The organism is Pseudomonas sp. Choline-02u-1, from assembly GCF_002836515.1.
In the GTDB taxonomy this organism is placed as follows: Bacteria; Pseudomonadota; Gammaproteobacteria; order Pseudomonadales; family Pseudomonadaceae; genus Aquipseudomonas.
On record NZ_PJBC01000065.1, the window covers coordinates 307,831 to 325,659 of the forward strand.

A 17,829-nucleotide genomic window follows, 5' to 3' on the forward strand; every position below is an offset into this window, starting at 1 on the left:
CTCGTGCTGACGTTAGATGGAGCGCTGGTTGACGCGCTTGGACAGGTCTTCGGCGGACTCTTTACGCTCGGAGTACCGATCAACCAGATAATCCTGGCGATCCCGCAACAGCAGGGTGAATTTCATCAACTCCTCCATCACGTCCACCAGTCGGTCGTAGTACGAGGACGGCTTCATACGGCCTGCTTCATCGAACTCGGTGAACGCCTTGGCCACGGAAGACTGGTTAGGGATGGTAAACATCCGCATCCATCGGCCAAGTACCCGTAGTTGGTTAACCACGTTGAAGGATTGAGAACCACCACAGACCTGCATCACAGCAAGGGTTTTGCCTTGGGTAGGTCGTACAGCGCCCATCGCCAGCGGAACCCAGTCAATTTGGGCTTTGAATACCGCACTCATGGAGCCGTGACGCTCAGGGGAGCACCACACCTGTCCCTCAGACCATTGCATCAGCTCGCGCAGCTCAGCGACCTTGGGATGTGTATCGGGAGCGTCATCCGGCAGCGGGAGACCTGACGGGTCAAAGATCTTGGTTTCGGCGCCAAACTCTTCCAACAAGCGCGCTGCTTCCTGAGTCACCAGCCGGCTGAAAGAGCGCTCTCGCGTCGATCCGTACAAAAGCAGAATTCGAGGCTTATGAAGCGAAGGCGTACGAGGTGCCAGTTGCTCCAACGAAGGAATGTCGATCAGGTCGGCGTGGACGTTCGGCAATGTGTCTTGCATATAAACTCCTACGGCGACGCCAGGTTGGGCACCGCCTCGGTTGATCTCTAAAGTGAACCGATGCGACTCAGTTCAGCTTTCAACTGTTCAGCGCTTATGGTCATCAGTGGAAGCGCAAGAAATGCGCTCACGCGCTCGTGAATTTTCACGAGTGTGGCTTCAAACGCAGCGGTGATCTCGGCTTCCGACCCGCTAGCCTCAGACGGGTCAGCCAGCCCCCAATGCGCCTTCAAAGCTGGCCCAAAGAAGATTGGGCATGCCTCACCTGCAGCCCGGTCACAGACAGTGATCACGATGTCTGGAGGCGAGCCTTCAAAAGCATCAGAAGCCTTGCTGCTTAAGCCCGCCGTAGAGATACCCGCCGCCTCAAGCGTCTGCAGTGCCCTTTGATTCACCCGGCCACTGGGAAAGCTCCCCGAGCTGACCGCTTCTACGCCTTCAGGCGCCAGGTGATTGAACAGCGCCTCGGACAGGATGCTGCGGCAGCTGTTGTGGGTGCACATGAACAAGACTTTCATCAGAAGATTCCTTGATTCAGAAACTGAGGCGCAAGGCCAGGGCAGACAAGGTGGCGACGAGGATAGGCAAGGTCAGCACGATCCCAGTCTTGAAGTAGTAACCCCAACTGATCTTGATGTCCTTCTTGGCCAGCACATGCAGCCACAACAGCGTGGCCAAACTGCCAATTGGGGTGATCTTCGGGCCTAGGTCGCAGCCAATGATGTTGGCGTACACCATCGCTTGCTGAACGACGCCATCTACTTCGGCGGCATGAATGGATAAGGCACCCACCAGAACCGTGGGCATGTTGTTCATGATCGACGACAGCAATGCCGTTAGCATCCCAGTACCCAGGGATGCCCCCCAGACGCCATAACCGGCGAATACTTTCAGAATCTGGGCGATGTGATCAGTCAGGCCCGCGTTCTTAAGGCCATAAACGACCAGATACATACCCAGGGAAAAAATCACCACTTGCCATGGAGCCTCTTTGAGCACCTTGCTTGTGTTGATGGCATGACCACGAGCCGCGATGACATAGAGGACGAATGCGCAGACCGTAGCAATGGCGCTGATTGGCACACCCAGCGGCTCAATGACAAAGAATCCGATCAGGAGTAGTGCCAGCACCCACCAGCCGGCTACGAAAGTGGCGCGGTCGTGAATTGCCTCGTCCGGGTTGTCCAGTTGGTCGAGGTCATAGGTCTTTGGTAAATCTTTGCGGAAAAACCACAGCAGCATGGCTAATGTCGCTGCCACGCTGACGATGTTTACCGGCACCATGATCGAAGCATATTCGTTGAAGCCGATATCGAAGTAGTCGGCAGAAACGATGTTGACCAGGTTGGAAACCACCAGCGGTAAGCTCGCCGTATCGGCGATAAAACCGGCTGCCATGACGAATGCCAACGTAGCAGCAGGAGAAAAACGCAACGCCAGCAACATCGCGATCACAATGGGTGTGAGGATTAACGCTGCTCCGTCATTGGCGAACAGTGCCGACACAGCTGCGCCCAGCAAGACGATGAACGCAAACAACTTACGAGTGCTTCCAGCACCCCACCGCGCTACATGCAACGCAGCCCACTTGAAAAAGCCTGCTTCATCAAGCAGCAGGCTAATGATGATGACTGCGATAAACGTCCCGGTGGCATTCCAGACAATGCGCCAAACCTCTGGTATGTCAGCCAGGGTAACGACGCCTGCCAGCAGCGCCACGATGGCACCCAACGTCGCGCTCCAACCTACCCCGAGCCCCTTGGGTTGCCAGATGACGAGCACGATAGTGGCGATAAAGATCAATACGGCAATCAGCATTTCAGTAATCCGGTTGGGGCGTGAATCAGCTGCACACGCCCTGATTGATAGGGCGGTCGTTCATACCGCACAGGCGTTTAGCCTCGGTTTCCAGCCAATGCTGATTGGCGTCTACGACTTCTTTCAAAACCGCAGTTACCCACGCAGGCAAGTCGGGGTTCAGGCGGTAGTACACCCACTGACCTTGCCGACGATCCATCAACAAACCAGCAGAGCGCAGCAGGGCCAAATGACGAGAAATCTTCGGCTGGCTCAGGTCGAGTGCCGCCGTCAGCTCGCAGACACACAGCTCGCCTTCGCTCACGACAAGCAGGGAAATTTTGGCTCGGGTGTCATCCGCCAAGCACTTGAATAACGTGGTGGGGTTCATGGGTTCTGTCATAGATCCTCCAGGTGTTTGGTCTTGACCAAAACGAAGAGCTTGATGCGCTCATGGATGTCGTGGAGCGTGTGGCGAAATGCGCCGGGATCATCGCTCGTTACTGGGTCAGAAAAATCCCAGGCAATGACTTCACCTGCACAGGGCATTGATAGGCACTCGCTGGCGGACTTATCGCAAAGAGTGATGACGTAATCGAATCGATCAGCTTGAAACTCGCTGATGGACTTGCTTCGCAGGCCCGCTGTATCGACTCCAACTGCCTCCAATGCCTGAATCGTGCGCGGATCAATCTCAGACGGTTGGGATCCTGCGCTGAAGGCCTCGAAGCGCGGGTCGGTGTGCCGCAGTAACGCCTCTGCAAGCTGGGAGCGGACTGAGTTGGCAACGCACACGAAAAGAACTTTGATAGCAGGGGTCATGACTGGACTCGATGCATATGGAAAATCGAATATACGCTTTGGCAGATATTCGGTAAAGCGAATATGATGACCGCTGCTCAGGCTTGAGCCATAGCGGTCATGCAAAGCAAGGCATAGGGAATGACAGTGTGGAGACGGAGATGATGATCCAGACAATGCAAATAGCCGGAGGGCAATGGCAGCGCTTTCGCGACGCCTTGGAGTCTGCTGACCTTCCATCAGACGATGTGGATCTTCCGAACCGAACCTTTTTCGAATTCACGCGGGATGGTGAGACTGTTGGGTGGGGAGGGTTTGAAACGCATGGGGCAGATGGATTGCTGCGTTCCCTGGTCGTGGAGCCGGCATACAGATCGACAGGGGTTGGAGGTGAAATGCTTCGAGTCGTTGAAGCAATAGCTGCGAAGCAGGGAATCGCTCGATTTCATTTGCTGACAACAATTGCATCAGGCTTTTTTGAACAGCAGGGATACGCACTAACCAGCGAGACTCTGAGCCGCCTCTGATTGGGAATTGCACCTCACTTGACCAATCGTTTGCATTGCACTTGACCACCTGTTTGCATCGGACTTGACCAGCCAATTGCATTGGATCTGACCACTTGAAGCACGGCGTAAGCCGATCAGAACGAGTTCCATGATGGTCGACCTCAATTATCGATTTACGCTATCGTATATCGATAATTTCATCCAGCCTTGTCAGAGATCAGGTATTGACCATGACTGAAATCACCAAGACTGACCGTAGCCCTTGGGCTGTTTTTTTGATCTTCCTCCGCTTGGGGCTCACCTCCTTCGGCGGCCCAATCGCACACCTGGGCTATTTCCGCGATGAGTTCGTGGTGCGTCGACAATGGTTGAGCGAGCGCAGCTATGCGGATCTTGTCGCCCTTTGCCAGTTCTTACCGGGGCCAGCCAGTAGCCAGGTCGGGATTGCGCTCGGGTTGTCTCGATCCGGCTACGCCGGGGCACTAGCCGCGTGGATGGGATTCACCTTGCCCTCCGCAATCGCCTTGATCCTCTTCGCACTCGGCATCGCCGGTTATGGTGATGCCATGCCTGCTGGCGTGCTGCACGGTCTGAAGGTGGTGGCCGTGGCGGTGGTCGCCCAGGCTGTCTGGGGCATGGCGCGCAATCTTTGTCCCGATGCGCCGCGTATTTCCATCATGGCAGCGGCGACCTGCTTCGTGCTGCTCGTACCCTCTGCCTGGGGGCAAGTGAGTGTCATCATCCTTGCAGCCATCGTCGGCCTGCTGCTATTCAAACCACAGCAGGGCGAGGCCCATGATCCACTACCGATCAGCGTGCGGCGTCGCGTTGGCTTGTTCTGGCTGGCCCTGTTCTTTGCCCTGCTGCTTGGGCTGCCGTTGCTGACAGCTGTGTTCCCGAGCCAGACACTGGCGATGATGGATGCCTTCTACCGCGCCGGCTCGCTGGTATTCGGTGGCGGGCATGTGGTGCTGCCGCTGTTGCAAGCTGAGGTCGTACCAACAGGCTGGGTCGACAACGAAGCATTCCTCGCGGGCTATGGTGCGGCGCAGGCCGTGCCGGGGCCTCTATTCACCTTTGCAGCATTTCTCGGTGCCTCGATGAACCAAGCACCAACTGGCTGGCTTGGCGGGCTGATTTGCCTGCTGGCGATCTTTGCGCCGTCTTTCCTGCTGGTGGTGGGGGCCTTGCCATTCTGGGAGCACCTGCGCCGTAACCTGCGTACGCAGGCCGCACTGCTGGGCATCAATGCGGCCGTGGTCGGCCTGCTGCTTGCTGCTCTCTACCAGCCGGTATGGACGAGTGCGATTCATGGCCCGCAAGACTTTGGCCTGGCCCTCGTGGCACTGGTGGCGTTGATGTTCTGGAAGCTGCCGCCGTGGCTGGTCGTGCTGGGCAGCGGTGTCCTGGGCGGGCTGTTGAGCATTGCACTGTGAGATACATCGAGTGACCGACAAAGACCTCTACGGCGGGTTGATCCGCCTGCATATCCTGCACCACGCTGCCGAGGCTCCCATCTTCGGGCTGGCCGTCATCGAGGAGCTGAGCCACCACGGTTACAAGCTCAGCGCGGGCACGCTGTATCCGATGCTGCACGGTTTGGAGAAGAAGGGTTATCTGTGCTCGCACCATGAACGCACTGGGCGCCGCGAGCGACGCATGTATGAGATTACCGATGAAGGCCGAGCCGCGCTGGCAGATGCCAAGGTGAAGGTTAGGGAGTTGTTCGGCGAGTTAATCGAAGGACGCTGATGGTCTTAACCGGAGTGCCTGCGACCAGCTACTTGCTTTCATGACCGCACACTGACCGAAAGCAGTGGCCTATTAGCTACGTACGCTTTTGGCCGACTTCTGCCCGTCAAGGCGTACCCGTGCGCCGGTCAAATTCGATGCAAACAACGGGTCAAGTCGAGTGCAACAGGTGGTCAAGTCCATGCAATTACGCATCTGATCTCACAGACGGAGCAGTTCAGGGGGCTTTGCCCTGGCTCGGCTTGCTACATGTGCAAGGCGTTACCATTCGTCAATGGCTTATAGTCTGCCCACCCGATAGTCTGAAAAGCCAGATCGGAAAAATTTGGCAGTGAAGCTCAGCACACAAGACCACGAATCGCACAGTCTCTGGTGCGGCGGCCCTCACTCGATAGAACGCAACGACAGGCTAGATGGCATTAGGCTCGTATGCCGTGGTCAAGCCGTATAATCTCGTCATGGATAATTGTGAGTCCCATAGGTGTGCACAGCACCCTGCAGGGTGCCTGACGGCCTACACCTACTACAGATCTTACGAGCCATCGCTCCGCCTTCTTTCGGCTTCCAAACACTTCAAGTGCGATTGAGAAGACCTGCTCGTAACGCATTTCAAAACAGCGATGCCTAGCACTCCAGCAGCCGATCGGGGAGCGAACGCATCGCCCGACAATCCTAAGCTCATTCATGCTTCACCCTCTGGTGATACTGGTCTGGTCGCCGCTCGTACTCTGTGCAGGGGGCATCCCGACAGGGCCACCTCGTGGCGCGGCCCTTTAGCTCAGACGCAACGCTTCCATCGAATTGAAGATCTGCTCCCAGCTACCTATCACTCAGCACTGATTGTGCAAAATGGGAAAGATTGGAAGCCCCGCCTCCATTCCTGCGCAACAGATAACCCTTGATACCAACCTGGCCAGGCCCATCCCGATCACACCTTTCTGAGTCGCCAATCATGACAATCCGCCTCTGACTACTGAGCTCATTTCCTGGCCGAACATCAAGTAGATCGCAGGTGTGCTGGTAGATGGTCGCTTGCGGTTTCATAACACCAATGCGATAGCTGAAACCATAGGCCCCAAGGTGCGGGAAAATCCTTTCCACTACGGGGCCGTAAGGCATGGCCAGGTTTGAACACACAGCCAATCTCAGCCCTGCAGCTTGCAGTAGCCCAACGGCCTCAACCGCGTCTGGATAAGGCCGAATGCTTGCCAGTTCCTCCTCCAGGCATTGGTCGAGAAATGCAAGCTGGGAGGGCGAGATTTTGATACCAAAGTACAGCGCAGCCTCGCTTAGGGAAAGGCAACGGGTCATGATCGCTCGAATGTCATCAGCGCGAGGCAAGCGGCCTTGGCGTCGCCCCTCTCGAAGCAACTGTCGAAACGGACGTGTCGGCTGCTGAATCTCGACCAGCGTTCCGAAGGCGTCAAAGATAACGGCATTGGTCTTCATCTGAGTTTCCTTCGCTGGTCACCGTCCGCAAGACAGCAACTCTAACGAGAATCAAGTTCAACAACCAAAAAACTAAGCTATCGAAGAGTAACGCCAAATTTTGAAAAATCATCCACCAGCGTTTTTCGACCAAGCATTTTCGGAAGCTTGAAGACGTTCCTGTACCCATACCACAAAAACATAGGGATAATGACAAGCCCAACTCCAAAGGTGGCCGTTGCAGCAATAATTCCAGCTGGAACCGCTGCTAGCGAAATAACTACACCCTTTATCAAAGTCGACCTTGCAATAAGCCGCAGATCATCCAAGTCGCACTCAACTTTCCCACCAGCCTTCTCAAAAGCGACAACAATTATCGATTTCTTTGAGGCATGCTTATAGTACCAAGTTCGCGGAACATCAGTCGCCAAAGCACCATGCTTCGCAAGGTACTTCAGCATCACAACCTCTTTGAAATAGAGCGTGGCGCCGTGCTCGTCTTCATATCTAACACGTCGGTAGAGAGCGTCTAGATCACCGCTCGCTTGAGCATCATAGTTCTTAACAGTCAATGTCAGTTTCTTTAACTTGGACATGCTTCTTCCCTTAAACACACATTAACTATTAATGGATTAGATGACGGTGAGGCCGAATGAAGCAGGCTCAGACAGCGGCCTCGACGACGCGGGGGCACTCAAGCGGCGGCAGACAATCGGCTGACCATGACGTAATGATCGTTGCCTGACACTGTCCGCAATAACGCCATGCCTTCGACCTCCGCTATTACCTCACTAGGGGGCGTGACAATTGTCATCCCATCGACCAGTTGCCCCGAAAGATCTCCATACACATACGCAACGAAACGATTGCCAACTTCAGCGGCATCTACCAGGTACGCGTCCACTAGCGCGCCCCAATCATGAGCCTGCGCAATCGCCAACTTAGATGACACCAGACTGGGCAGTCGTATCCCGCCCTCAGCCGTCCAGTCCTGGAAATTCAGACAACTCATGGACTCTCCATCACGTTCGAATTTGAAACCTACTCACTTGCTGAACAAAGCTAAACACCAGCAGCCTTATCAGTCCTCATACACTGATAACTAGGTCTGGCCGAAATCCAGTTTGTTCAGAGGGGTAACCACGAGGATTACTCACAAACCGGACGCCATTAACCACCTCATCCACGGCTTCGTGGGTATGGCCAAAGATCCATAGATCGATCTTAAAATCCATCAGGCCATCCCAATTGTTGCCATACGCTGCTCGCAAGTGAGGATCGGCTCCTTGGTCGCTCACGAACTTCATAAGGGGCGGATGGTGAGTCACAACTACACGCTTACCGTTGAATGGCACCGACAGCTGGCCCTCCAACCACTCCTTCGTCTCTCGATTTCTCGCGATCAGATCATCAGGGCGCAAACGCCGATACTGTTCACCGACACGGATTGCGCGAAAGTCATTCAGTGAGTTACGAGCGCACCAAGAAGCAGCTACTGGGTCTCCGGTCGCGGCCAGGCTCGTCCAACCCGTAGCGCAGAGAAACTGCACGTCACGGTGTTCTAAAACCTGATTTTCCAAGACGTGGACGTGCGCCTCAGCAGCGTCAAGCAGCTTGCTGTGGGTTCGATCTATATTCCCGCTGTAGTGCTCATGATTGCCCATGGCATATATGACAGGCGTGCTGAAGGTCAGGCTGGCCCATCTAGCCCCCCTGGACTTCACGTGGATGTCACCGGCTAATACGACCACGTCACAGTCCACCACAGGGGGGACGAAATCGGCGAACTCACAATGCAGATCAGACAGTATATGAAGCTTCATCCCAAGCCTGCTGACGTCGACTTTCTAATAAATTGATCATTCCCTGGCCCGGTCGCTCGGACGCGGCGAAGCTGCCATCAGTAGGCCCACGATAAACGATGATCGCCATTATTGCTAGCTTTCGATATTTATCGACGAATGGCGCTGTGGCCCTATTCTTCGTTTTGAGCGCTCAGCATGCAGAACGAGATAGCAGCAATAGTCCGAGCTCTGCGCGACCTGAGAGGATCAGCTCAGGAGGAGCTTGCCGAGATCAGTTCCCAAGCCAATCTGTCACGATTGGAGCAAGGGAAAACGCAGGTCTCTTTGGTCAAGCTGAGCAAGATCGCGCGCACCCTGGATTTCGACCTCGTGGCTCTCGTCGCGCTATGTCAGGCCCTCCAGGATGGGTCATCACCTATCGATGTCATGGCGAAGGCTTCAAAGGACTTGGAAGGCTTCGTAGCCCAGGGAGGCTTGCAGGGCCTGAAGAGGCATTGGGACGCTGGTGAAGGGCTGGTGAAGCGCACGCGAGGCAAACCCAGCAGCCCAGATCGAATCCGGGCAGTACTAGAGCTCAAGGCCAGTGGCATGTCGAAGGCGGAGGTGGGTCGAGCGCTGGGGTTGCCTGAAGCGACTGTCAGGCGTTACTGGCTCAAAGAACTGCCTGGCTAGAAAGGGAGTTGTGGGGTGAGAGCAGAGAAGCTCTCCACTTTTCCAATTCGATTTAGCGCGGCGGCAGATCCGTGAAGCGCAGCCGGGGATAGATACGCCTTTCCTCAGCGCATTTGGAAATCTGCAAGAACGCTGACAGCAGTGCATCTTCCGAAGGGCAGTGGCGGGTCATGACCTCGAACTCGTTGTAATCGAAGGCTAGGACACGAATTCCGACCTCATCCATGAATTTCAAAATCATGGCGCTGTATTCATCGTAGTTGTCGATAAAAAGCTCTCTGACCACGACAACTCCCACCAGGGGGCGTGCAGCAAGATCAATGTCCAAGGGCGTGCCGTCCACAAGCGCTAAGGCTGGATTGCCTTCTCGCCTGATCGTTGAGATGGCGCCACGTAGTTGCTGCAGGCCGTTCTTCAACTGACTTATGGCCTTCTTTCGCTTTCTCTCAAGCGTTGTGTTCATCATTGCTGGCGTATTGGGACTGTCCTTCGCCTGCAGCAGCAAAGTCACTTCATCGCCCATCACCACTACGTCAGCCAGCTCCTCGCCATCGGAGACCTTCAAGGGGCCATGGATGATCCGCTCGGAGGTGTATGCGCGCTGGAGCAGATAGATGATGTCCAACTCCTGAAACGTGCCCGGTTCAATGCGCTCCAACTGTGTATTGGAGAAGCCTTTAGAGCCTCGAAAGTCCTGGCGGGTCAGGTCGGTGATCAAATAGTCCGAGGGGAACAGATCATCCTGTAGGAACACCGTTGTGGCACGAGCGTCGGCCTCATAGGTCGTGAGGCTGAACCAGCTGTCCGCCTGCTCATACATCTTGGGCCAGTGATCTGCTCCAATGGGGCTGAGTGTACCGACCTCCTTGCGGAGCTGACCAAGCTTCGCCTGGGCCTTACAACTGAACAGCTCGCGGTTGTGCTCGTCGAAAAAGCACACGCTGAATTTGTCAGGGAAGCTCTGCAGTGCTTCTGTGAGAGGGTCACCAGGGATGAGTGGGGTTTTGATCAATAGCGGACATTGTGGGTCATCAAAGCAGGCTGTGAGAAGCGTAAGCCCCGTCGTTTCGTCTGCCTTGTATGGCGCGAGGTAAAGCTTCAATTCACGCCTTTGCTGAGCGGCCAGGATCAGCTCTTTCCCGGCCTTGATTACCAGCACGAAGCCTTCAGGGCCCTCAACGATCCATAATCCACGGGCTAAGACAGCGATTTGCTGAAGCGCTTGGGGCTTCATGATCGTGAGGTACATGTGAACTCCTTGGCGGTTGCCTGATTGCGTCCTGCATAACCTTAAGCCTAAAGCGATGAAGCGAGGCCTAGACTTGGCATTCAACATCCCCATCCTGGCCAACCAAAATTGGCTAGCCAGGCATCCACTCAGTTAGATCGATACAGGAGCGGGGATGTGAGGATGTGGGTCATAGCCCACAATCTCAAAGTCTTCAAACTTGTAATCGTAGATGCTGTCTGGCTTACGCTTGAACTGCAAATTAGGTAAAGGACGCGGATCACGAGTCAGCTGCAGCTTAACTTGCTCGATATGATTCAAGTAAATATGCGCATCACCCATGGTAACTACAACTTCGCCAACTCCCAAATCGCACTGCTGTGCGAGCATATGAGTTAAAAAACTAACCCCAGCCAAGTTGTAGGGATTGCCAAGCAGTAGATCTGACGACCGAATATATAGATGCGCCGACAACTTATTGTTGGCCACATAGAATTGATAGAGCAAATGGCATGGTGGCAATGCCATTTTCCCGTTCCGAGCATTCTCTTGTGGGCTCACCGACTCATCGGGAAGGTACTCGACGTTCCACCCGTGGAAGAGGATGCGACGGCTGTTCGGGTTCGTCTTGAGCGTGTTGACGACGTAGTCGATCTGATTGATGGTCTTGCCGTCCTGGGTAGGCCAGGCCGTCCACTGCTTGCCGTAGATCGGGCCGAGGTCACCGTCTTCGGTTGCCCACTCATCCCAGATGCTGACACCATGCTCCTTCAGCCATTTGGTATTCGTGTCACCATTCAGGAACCAGATCATCTCGTTGATGATGCTCTTGAAATGCAACTTCTTGGTGGTGAGGAGCGGGAAGCCATCCTCCAGGTTATGGCGGAATTGGCGACCAAAGACACTCAGCGTGCCGGTGCCGGTGCGATCGCCTTTCTCGACGCCATTCTCTAGCACGTCGGCCAGCAAATCGTGGTACATCTTCATTTCGGTTCCTCAAGGTTCGCGCTGACCAAATCCAGTGCGTCACGCAATTTCAAAATTTCAGTATCTTGCTCTTTGATCTTCTGACGCAGCCCATCTGCGAGCTGGACGTAGTAGTCCCTGGACTCGCGGACAGTGTCCAATCTCTTGTCGAGCGTGGCACAAGAGTTCTCAGAATCCTGATACCTATTGAACCAATAAAGCACTTCCAATCGACTCTTTTCAAGGCGTTGCATCAGAATCGTCTTGGGATCCTGTTTCTTCTCAGCCTTGACCCTCTGAGCGAGCACTGCAATGCGGCGGTTGTCCTTGATCGCCTCAAGCCGCTGCGCCGGGAAGTCACGCTGCCGAATAGTGTTGCGATGAATGCCTGTGATGCGGCTCAGCTCCGCCATCGTCGGCTTCAAATTCGGATCAGAGGCAATCTGCATAAGCCCCTGAGCCAGCAGCTCAGTGTTCCGGTCGTAATCGAGCTTATTTTTGGCATCAAACGCCTGGCCTGTCATACCTCAACCTCCTCACCCAGATGCTCCAAAACACCCTTGGCCTCTTCCATCGCCGCCCTCAACTCTTCCTCCGCACCTGCAGAATTTGGAGAGCTCAAGGCCAAGCTGTTTTGCACATAGATCTCCCGCCATTTAGGGGCATGAGCCTTGGTGACCACGGCGTTTTTGCACCGGTTCGGATTGCAACGCAGCGATCCGATGCAGGGAAGAGACTCATCGAATACCTCCCGCTGACCGCCGTAGCAGAAGCCTTGTCCCACATTGATGATCGCCATGCGCTTCTTGGCCATCTGGGCGATAATTTGCTCTTTGGTGTAGCCAGCCGCCATGTACCCGCTGAACACCTTCTTCATCCTCGCCTTATGGCTCTCAGCATTGGGGCCAGCGTAGTTTCCGTCAGGATCGCAGTAGCTCTGGATGTACTCCTCGCCTGCCAGTTGCGTCGGGGTCTTGCCCGAGGAGCGCCCACCCTTGGATAAGATTTCGGCGATCGCACCATACCCAAGCGTCACCGCACTGAAGGCCTTGTTCTGACCCGCCCCACCGATGAGGTCACCGAAATGCTTCAGCTGATGTGAGATGAACGGGAGTCCAAGCTCAGCCCTAGCCATCTGGTATGCCAGCGTGTGCCGCAACGTGTATGGCGAGAACTCCAGAGCTTCAAACTCCTCGTCCGTCAAAATCTCCTCAAAAAAAGCTTTGAACTGGTGAGAGATACCAAGAGAGGTCATTGACCTAGCTTCGGCTCCCTGAGCGACGGTATCCACATTGGAGAACAAGTAAGGGTTCTGCTTCACCTTAGCGATGAAACAAGCAGCACGAATAGCATCACGAACGATAGGAATCGCGACCCACTTGTCGTCGAACAGTTTGGCCAAGCCTTGGCGGTGTTTGATCACATTGCTGATAAGGAGCCAAAATTCGCTCTCTTGCTCCAAGCACGACTCGACCAGGATCTCAGAGAGCTCTGAGGGCCGCATGCCGGTGTACTGCGCCACGAGATAGCAGGCACTGTACGAGACGAAATTGATGTACCTGCGGAAATCATCGTCCAGCCTTGAATCTGTGAGTTTGAGTAATGTTTCGATCGCCTTAAAATCATGCCGACCAGAGCCAGATTGGAATGTAGGTGAAACGCAGCCAAAAGCTGCGGACAGTGCATCCGCCATCGCACCGGAGTCGTAGCCTGTTCTCCGTAGCCTCAGCGCTACGTACAACTCGAAATTGTAACGCGACAGCTCTTGAGCGTTGGCCAGCGAGTAACCGCTGGCGTTTTGGCGGGTCAGGGCTACCAAGTCAGCTACAGGCTCCCCTAGAGTGCTAAGGAAATCGACGACTGCGAACGACGCCTCGCGAGAAGCCTTCTCGAACACATCGTTCGGCAGAATACGGTATGTGCGCTCGGATTCAGGGACGTGCTTGATTACCTTGGCCCAGGCCAGCGACTCCAGCTGAACGTAAGGCAGTGGCTCTTCGAAAATCTGCTCCTCGAAAAATGGCGACCTGACCAAGGTAAAGAACTTCTTGAGATCAGGGCCAAAGGCGTAGGGATGAATGAGCGCTGCCTCCCGATACATGCCCGCGTCGAAGTACGTCAGACCATGGTGTCCAACCTCAAAGAACTCATCCGTCATCAACTGACGCGCTTGCCCTGACATCGTATCCAGGAAGCTCAATCCAGCCTTCATGCATGAAATGGCGGTGTTGGCCTTGATGTTCCTTGGCGAGGCAAACGAGCGCATTGCCGCCGGCATCTTCAGCCAGCAATACAGGGCCACCTTGACCTCCAAGACTGCCGACTGATTGAGCAATGGGTACGATTCAAAATTGAGCCGTAGCTTGGCTCCTTTGACGTTCCTGGCGGCGTTCGGATGATCGTCATTGAAGTCCCAGACGGCGTCGCCCAAGACCGATGTCTTGCTGACAGGCAACGCCATCAGCGCCTGGTACCAAGAGAGTGCTTCCAGCGACACAGGAATCGGATCGGCGATGTTTCTGCGCAACTCAAGCAGCAGGGTGTGAGCAGCTATACGCCACTGTTTGTACGCCGCGAGTTCAGGGATCAGAGCGTAGTTCACAGCGTTACTCCCTCGGTCAAAATACTGACCTGCAGGTTTTCAGAGAGGCGCTCAGCGTTGGTCAGCTCTTCTGCGGAAAAGTCCGATGTCTCAGAATCTAGAAGGTTGTTGAGCACATCAAGGTTGTCCAGGATGACGGCTCCGTAGGGCGTATCGAGCACCCGGTTGACCTCAATCATCCTTTGGTAGTCGCGCCGCATGGCGAAGAGCTCCGGCAGGTGCGAGACCGTGATGATGCTGTTGCTGCACGAAAGGCACTTGTTGAACAGCGTACATGGCTTGCTGGGGTCATAGCTTGCCAACGCTTTAATGAAAGCCGGTGGGTCAAAGACGTTCATGCAGGTTGCCAGGCCAGACCGCAGCGGCATCGCTTCTGGCGCGGACTCGATAGTCTTGGTCGGGATGAGCTTCGAAGCCTCCTCCAACGTGTCTTGCTGCATTTGGTGAAGAACCTTATTCAGCATCCGCCGCGCCATGGGGTTGAAGTCCATCTGATCCAGATAGGCCATGGTGGTACTGAGGCTTTTATGGCCCAGGAGCACTTGAATCTCGCGTGGGGAGACGCCGCGCTCGATCAGTTCACTCACGAAGCTTGGTCGGAAACGTGATGGTGAGAGCTTGAGAGGATTGCCGTCTTCATCAAGCAGACCATGCTCCTCAGAGAGCTTCTGTAAAGTGTTGTGCAACATGTTTTCGCCAGAACTTTCAAAAGACTTCACCACGCCATACATCCTGGAAGCACTCGACCGGTAGATGAAGAGCTTGTTCTGGACTTCGACGGGAGCATCCAAGCGAATCTCACGGGTCAGAAACTTCACATCGTCAAAGATCTGCTTGACCGCACGGCCTTGAGAGGTGGTCAGCCAAGAGATCTCCGCATGAAAAATATCGAGATGAAGCACCTTCGCGCCTTCAGAACGCTCTTTCCAGTACAGCAAGCAAGGGCGATCGGTTAAATCATGGCGCTCCATGAAGTCATCTAGCTCCAATCCCAGCAGCGAGTCAGTGTTCATGCCGGTAACTTGGGCAAGCCGAGCTATGTAAGGTGTAATAGCTCGACTATTAACCTGATAATGCACACCCCAGTTTTTATAAATGTCAAATATTGAAATTGACGAAGTCGAAACAATCGACATAAACGCTCGTTGATATGGGTCATTTCGACGTACAGATTCGAAACCCAAAGGTTTACAGTCGAGTTTGTTTTCAAAAATCCAACGAGCGTTTTCGAGCGTATTAAAACCTCGGCGCACCCTACCGTCAGAGTTTAATGGGTCTTCCCCTTCATAGCTTGGAACGTAAGGCTGGGCCAAGCGATTGTTTTCCTCAATCGCTTGCTCAATGACCTGAGAAATTCGGGTGCGCACAGCCTGGGGATAGGGCTTGTACTGGTCAGTTTCACGTTCAGCATCGAATCCCGCAGCACCGACGAAACTGGTCAGCCCCAGGCCCTCGATTTGGACTGCGCGCGCCATCATTTTCCGAGCAGCGCTCATCATCGAATTGCTGTAGCCGGTCGACAGCGAACGCTCAAGAATCTTGTCTTGGAGATATACCCTGAACTTTGGAAGGCTGTAGGGAGTTACGAGCTCCCGAATATCCTCCAAGCCTGTGTAATTGGCCTCCTTGAGATACGTTCGGTAATATCTGAAAGCCTCAATGAAATTCGACTGCCCTGACGCGCTACTGCTCTTCATTGATGAAGCGCTGAAGAGGTGCAGCAGGTGCTGGAACGGACGCTCCGCTTCCGAGCTTGTGAGGTCGGATAGGCGATGGATGCGGACGGAGCGCAAGGCCTGGAAGGTGTCTCGCAATGATTCAGTCTTTTCGACTGCCACTTTTGAGGCAATACGCTGCTCGACGGTTTGGTAGTTTGACTTGAGAACACCAAGCTCACGAAGGTCATTGAGGATCTCTTCATACGTGATCCGCACCAGTTCAAATTTTGTCCTGGCCGCACTGAGGCTGGCCAACGCAGGGATCTCGCTAAAAAAACCGCGTTCCTTGATTCCATTGCCAAAGGTAGGAATGGCAAGTTTCTGTTCTGTGGGCATTCCTTCATACCAGTTGAGCAGCCGGCGACGCCAATCGCAGGCGGTAGATGAATGACCAGCGACGATGATTTCCTCAGCACGCATCGCATCAAGAATCGGTTCAAAGCTTGAGACACGCTTTGAGATAGTCCTTAGATTTAAACTGGTTTGTTCGGCTACGTAATAAGGGGCCACCGCCAAAACTTCCCCCACACTGAGACAGACCTCCAGCAAAGACTCACGATCATCAGTGACGCGTGCCACAAATGACTCAATGACAGCGTCTACCTGAGCGCTAGTCAGCCGACTCATTTCATATCTCCCGCATCAATTCTCAGGCGCGTCTGTTGGGATAGCTCAGCCATCTCGCCTGCTTTCGTCTTGGTTCCAGTTCCGGGGCGTACGAGCTTCTGGTAGAGGTCGTAGGGGATCTGGGTATAGGTTTCCGAAGTGCTGAGGCGCGAGTGACCCAGCGTCTTTTGCACGGTCACTAGCCGGTCAAGGTAATCACTACCAATGTCTGGCGTCCTCAACAGGGCATAGGCGTTACCGTGCCTCAACTTGTGGGGAGAGATCATCCTGTCGATTTTCAGCAGGTTCAGCGCTCGCTCGGATGTGCGCTCCAAGAGCTTGGAGATAGAGCGAGGGGTGTACTCACCCCCCTCCGCATTCAGGAAAGCAGGGGTGTTCTCAGCCCCCTTGAATTGACGCTTAGTCATTTTGTACAGCGGCGAAGCATGGTACTTCTTGATACGCAGGAGCGTGGCGCGGCTGACCAATGTCTGGCGGGGCTTGAAGGAGTCCGCAGGGCCTTTGCTTCCATCAATGTCCAGCGGGCAGTAGTCCGCGTTCACCGGTTCTGCGACACCAGGCGAGATGAACAACGTGTCCTGGAATCGAAGGGCATCATCGATGGCCTTGAGGGTCACTCGCGGGACTTCAGAGCGGCGCACGCCTGCGTCGTACATGAACTGGAGCAAGCAGCGCTCTCGCTCACTCTGCGTACCCAGGATGAGCTCTCTGAGATCATTCAGGGAACAGGCCACCACCAGGTTCTTATTAGGACGGGGAGATAGGTACCCGGCAGTGTAGGGGTTAGGCGCGGTACGAGGCGCGGGCGAGTCGTCCACTCCCCGGCACAGAGAATCATTGAAAAACGCCATCAAGGATGAATCCCGGTTGCGCACCGTCTTCTTAGAAAGCTCCTCTTCCTCGCGCAGGTGAGCGAAGTACTCCTCGATCACGTGGGTGCGGATTTCCAAGAACGCTGAGTCACGCTCGCAGTCACGAAACTCACGGCGATTCATCAGGTACTCGCAGGTGTACCCAAGGTTGCGACCATAGGTGATGGCCGTCTGCTGGGATATATAGGCTTTCCGGAGCGCGTGGGACAGATAACCCGAAATCAAAGGCATTAGGCGCTCATCATCATCAAAGACGGCTGTCCCTGTGACGTTCACGGCTTCCTGAATTGGGGATTCTTCGGATGGGTCGTCCCGCCTGGTTGGGG

20 protein-coding genes are annotated in these 17,829 nt (G+C 54.6%); 4 read left to right on the forward strand and 16 right to left on the reverse strand.

What is annotated here, in order from left to right:
• Positions 1-12 precede the first annotated feature (12 nt).
• Genes arsH through CXF97_RS22990 form a run of 5 tightly spaced genes read right to left on the reverse strand, consistent with a single transcriptional unit; the run spans position 13 to position 3,345 of the window.
• Positions 13-726, reverse strand: coding sequence for an arsenical resistance protein ArsH (gene arsH, locus CXF97_RS22970; RefSeq protein WP_020192019.1), 714 nt, complete (start codon positions 724-726; stop codon positions 13-15).
• Positions 727-773: 47 nt separating this feature from the next.
• Positions 774-1,244: an arsenate reductase ArsC gene (locus CXF97_RS22975; RefSeq protein WP_101161377.1), complete on the reverse strand. Its 471-nt coding sequence runs from the start codon at positions 1,242-1,244 to the stop codon at positions 774-776.
• Positions 1,245-1,260: 16 nt separating this feature from the next.
• The gene (locus CXF97_RS22980; RefSeq protein WP_101161380.1) at positions 1,261-2,544 is read right to left on the reverse strand and encodes an arsenic transporter; all 1,284 of its coding nucleotides are present in this window, start codon (positions 2,542-2,544) and stop codon (positions 1,261-1,263) included.
• A gap of 25 nt (positions 2,545-2,569) precedes the next feature.
• Positions 2,570-2,926 (reverse strand): metalloregulator ArsR/SmtB family transcription factor, encoded by a 357-nt coding sequence (locus CXF97_RS22985; protein ID WP_020192022.1) that lies wholly within the window; start codon positions 2,924-2,926, stop codon positions 2,570-2,572.
• Positions 2,923-3,345, reverse strand: coding sequence for an arsenate reductase ArsC (locus tag CXF97_RS22990; protein ID WP_101161382.1), 423 nt, complete (start codon positions 3,343-3,345; stop codon positions 2,923-2,925). The genes CXF97_RS22985 and CXF97_RS22990 overlap by 4 nt, the downstream gene beginning before the upstream one ends.
• A gap of 140 nt (positions 3,346-3,485) precedes the next feature.
• Between CXF97_RS22990 and CXF97_RS22995 the strand changes: the two genes are divergently transcribed.
• From CXF97_RS22995 to CXF97_RS23005, 3 genes are all read left to right on the forward strand, one after another.
• Positions 3,486-3,851 carry a GNAT family N-acetyltransferase gene (locus CXF97_RS22995; RefSeq protein WP_101161385.1) on the forward strand — a complete coding sequence of 122 codons (366 nt, stop codon included), beginning with the start codon at positions 3,486-3,488 and terminating at the stop codon, positions 3,849-3,851.
• Between the two features lie 212 nt (positions 3,852-4,063).
• Complete coding sequence (gene chrA / locus CXF97_RS23000) at positions 4,064-5,269, forward strand: chromate efflux transporter (RefSeq protein ID WP_101161388.1); 1,206 nt, start codon at positions 4,064-4,066, stop codon at positions 5,267-5,269.
• A 10-nt stretch (positions 5,270-5,279) separates the two neighbouring features.
• Positions 5,280-5,585: a PadR family transcriptional regulator gene (locus CXF97_RS23005; RefSeq protein ID WP_020192026.1), complete on the forward strand. Its 306-nt coding sequence runs from the start codon at positions 5,280-5,282 to the stop codon at positions 5,583-5,585.
• A 419-nt stretch (positions 5,586-6,004) separates the two neighbouring features.
• On the opposite strand, the gene CXF97_RS28825 is transcribed toward CXF97_RS23005, so the two are convergent.
• The 5 genes from CXF97_RS28825 to CXF97_RS23030 all read right to left on the reverse strand — a co-directional run bounded on the left by CXF97_RS28825 (position 6,005) and on the right by CXF97_RS23030 (position 8,836).
• Positions 6,005-6,271 (reverse strand): antitoxin Xre/MbcA/ParS toxin-binding domain-containing protein, encoded by a 267-nt coding sequence (locus CXF97_RS28825; RefSeq protein ID WP_101161392.1) that lies wholly within the window; start codon positions 6,269-6,271, stop codon positions 6,005-6,007.
• Between the two features lie 133 nt (positions 6,272-6,404).
• Positions 6,405-7,034, reverse strand: a complete 630-nt coding sequence (locus CXF97_RS23015) for an HAD family hydrolase (protein ID WP_101161394.1) — start codon at positions 7,032-7,034, stop codon at positions 6,405-6,407.
• Positions 7,035-7,111: 77 nt separating this feature from the next.
• Positions 7,112-7,609 (reverse strand): hypothetical protein, encoded by a 498-nt coding sequence (locus CXF97_RS23020; RefSeq protein ID WP_101161395.1) that lies wholly within the window; start codon positions 7,607-7,609, stop codon positions 7,112-7,114.
• Positions 7,610-7,707: 98 nt separating this feature from the next.
• On the reverse strand, positions 7,708-8,025 hold the full coding sequence (locus CXF97_RS23025) for a hypothetical protein (protein ID WP_101161397.1): 318 nt from the start codon (positions 8,023-8,025) through the stop codon (positions 7,708-7,710).
• A 76-nt stretch (positions 8,026-8,101) separates the two neighbouring features.
• Positions 8,102-8,836 (reverse strand): metallophosphoesterase, encoded by a 735-nt coding sequence (locus CXF97_RS23030; protein ID WP_101161399.1) that lies wholly within the window; start codon positions 8,834-8,836, stop codon positions 8,102-8,104.
• A gap of 177 nt (positions 8,837-9,013) precedes the next feature.
• Here CXF97_RS23030 and CXF97_RS23035 point away from each other — a divergent pair, with 177 nt between their 5' ends.
• Complete coding sequence (locus CXF97_RS23035) at positions 9,014-9,490, forward strand: helix-turn-helix domain-containing protein (RefSeq protein ID WP_042561611.1); 477 nt, start codon at positions 9,014-9,016, stop codon at positions 9,488-9,490.
• A gap of 52 nt (positions 9,491-9,542) precedes the next feature.
• Here the strand turns inward: CXF97_RS23035 and CXF97_RS28535 are convergent, their stop codons facing one another.
• The 6 genes from CXF97_RS28535 to CXF97_RS23065 form a co-directional block, all read right to left on the reverse strand.
• Positions 9,543-10,739, reverse strand: a complete 1,197-nt coding sequence (locus CXF97_RS28535; protein WP_256589903.1) for a hypothetical protein — start codon at positions 10,737-10,739, stop codon at positions 9,543-9,545.
• Between the two features lie 132 nt (positions 10,740-10,871).
• Positions 10,872-11,705 carry a thymidylate synthase gene (locus CXF97_RS23045; protein WP_101161401.1) on the reverse strand — a complete coding sequence of 278 codons (834 nt, stop codon included), beginning with the start codon at positions 11,703-11,705 and terminating at the stop codon, positions 10,872-10,874.
• Positions 11,702-12,208 carry a hypothetical protein gene (locus CXF97_RS23050; RefSeq protein WP_101161402.1) on the reverse strand — a complete coding sequence of 169 codons (507 nt, stop codon included), beginning with the start codon at positions 12,206-12,208 and terminating at the stop codon, positions 11,702-11,704. Before CXF97_RS23050 ends, CXF97_RS23045 begins: the two co-directional genes overlap by 4 nt.
• Positions 12,205-14,286: a tyrosine-type recombinase/integrase gene (locus CXF97_RS23055; protein WP_101161404.1), complete on the reverse strand. Its 2,082-nt coding sequence runs from the start codon at positions 14,284-14,286 to the stop codon at positions 12,205-12,207. The genes CXF97_RS23050 and CXF97_RS23055 overlap by 4 nt, the downstream gene beginning before the upstream one ends.
• Positions 14,283-16,631 carry a site-specific integrase gene (locus tag CXF97_RS23060; protein WP_101161406.1) on the reverse strand — a complete coding sequence of 783 codons (2,349 nt, stop codon included), beginning with the start codon at positions 16,629-16,631 and terminating at the stop codon, positions 14,283-14,285. The genes CXF97_RS23055 and CXF97_RS23060 overlap by 4 nt, the downstream gene beginning before the upstream one ends.
• The gene (locus CXF97_RS23065) at positions 16,628-17,734 is read right to left on the reverse strand and encodes a tyrosine-type recombinase/integrase (RefSeq protein ID WP_178081226.1); all 1,107 of its coding nucleotides are present in this window, start codon (positions 17,732-17,734) and stop codon (positions 16,628-16,630) included. The genes CXF97_RS23060 and CXF97_RS23065 overlap by 4 nt, the downstream gene beginning before the upstream one ends.
• Between the last annotated feature and the right edge of the window lie 95 nt (positions 17,735-17,829).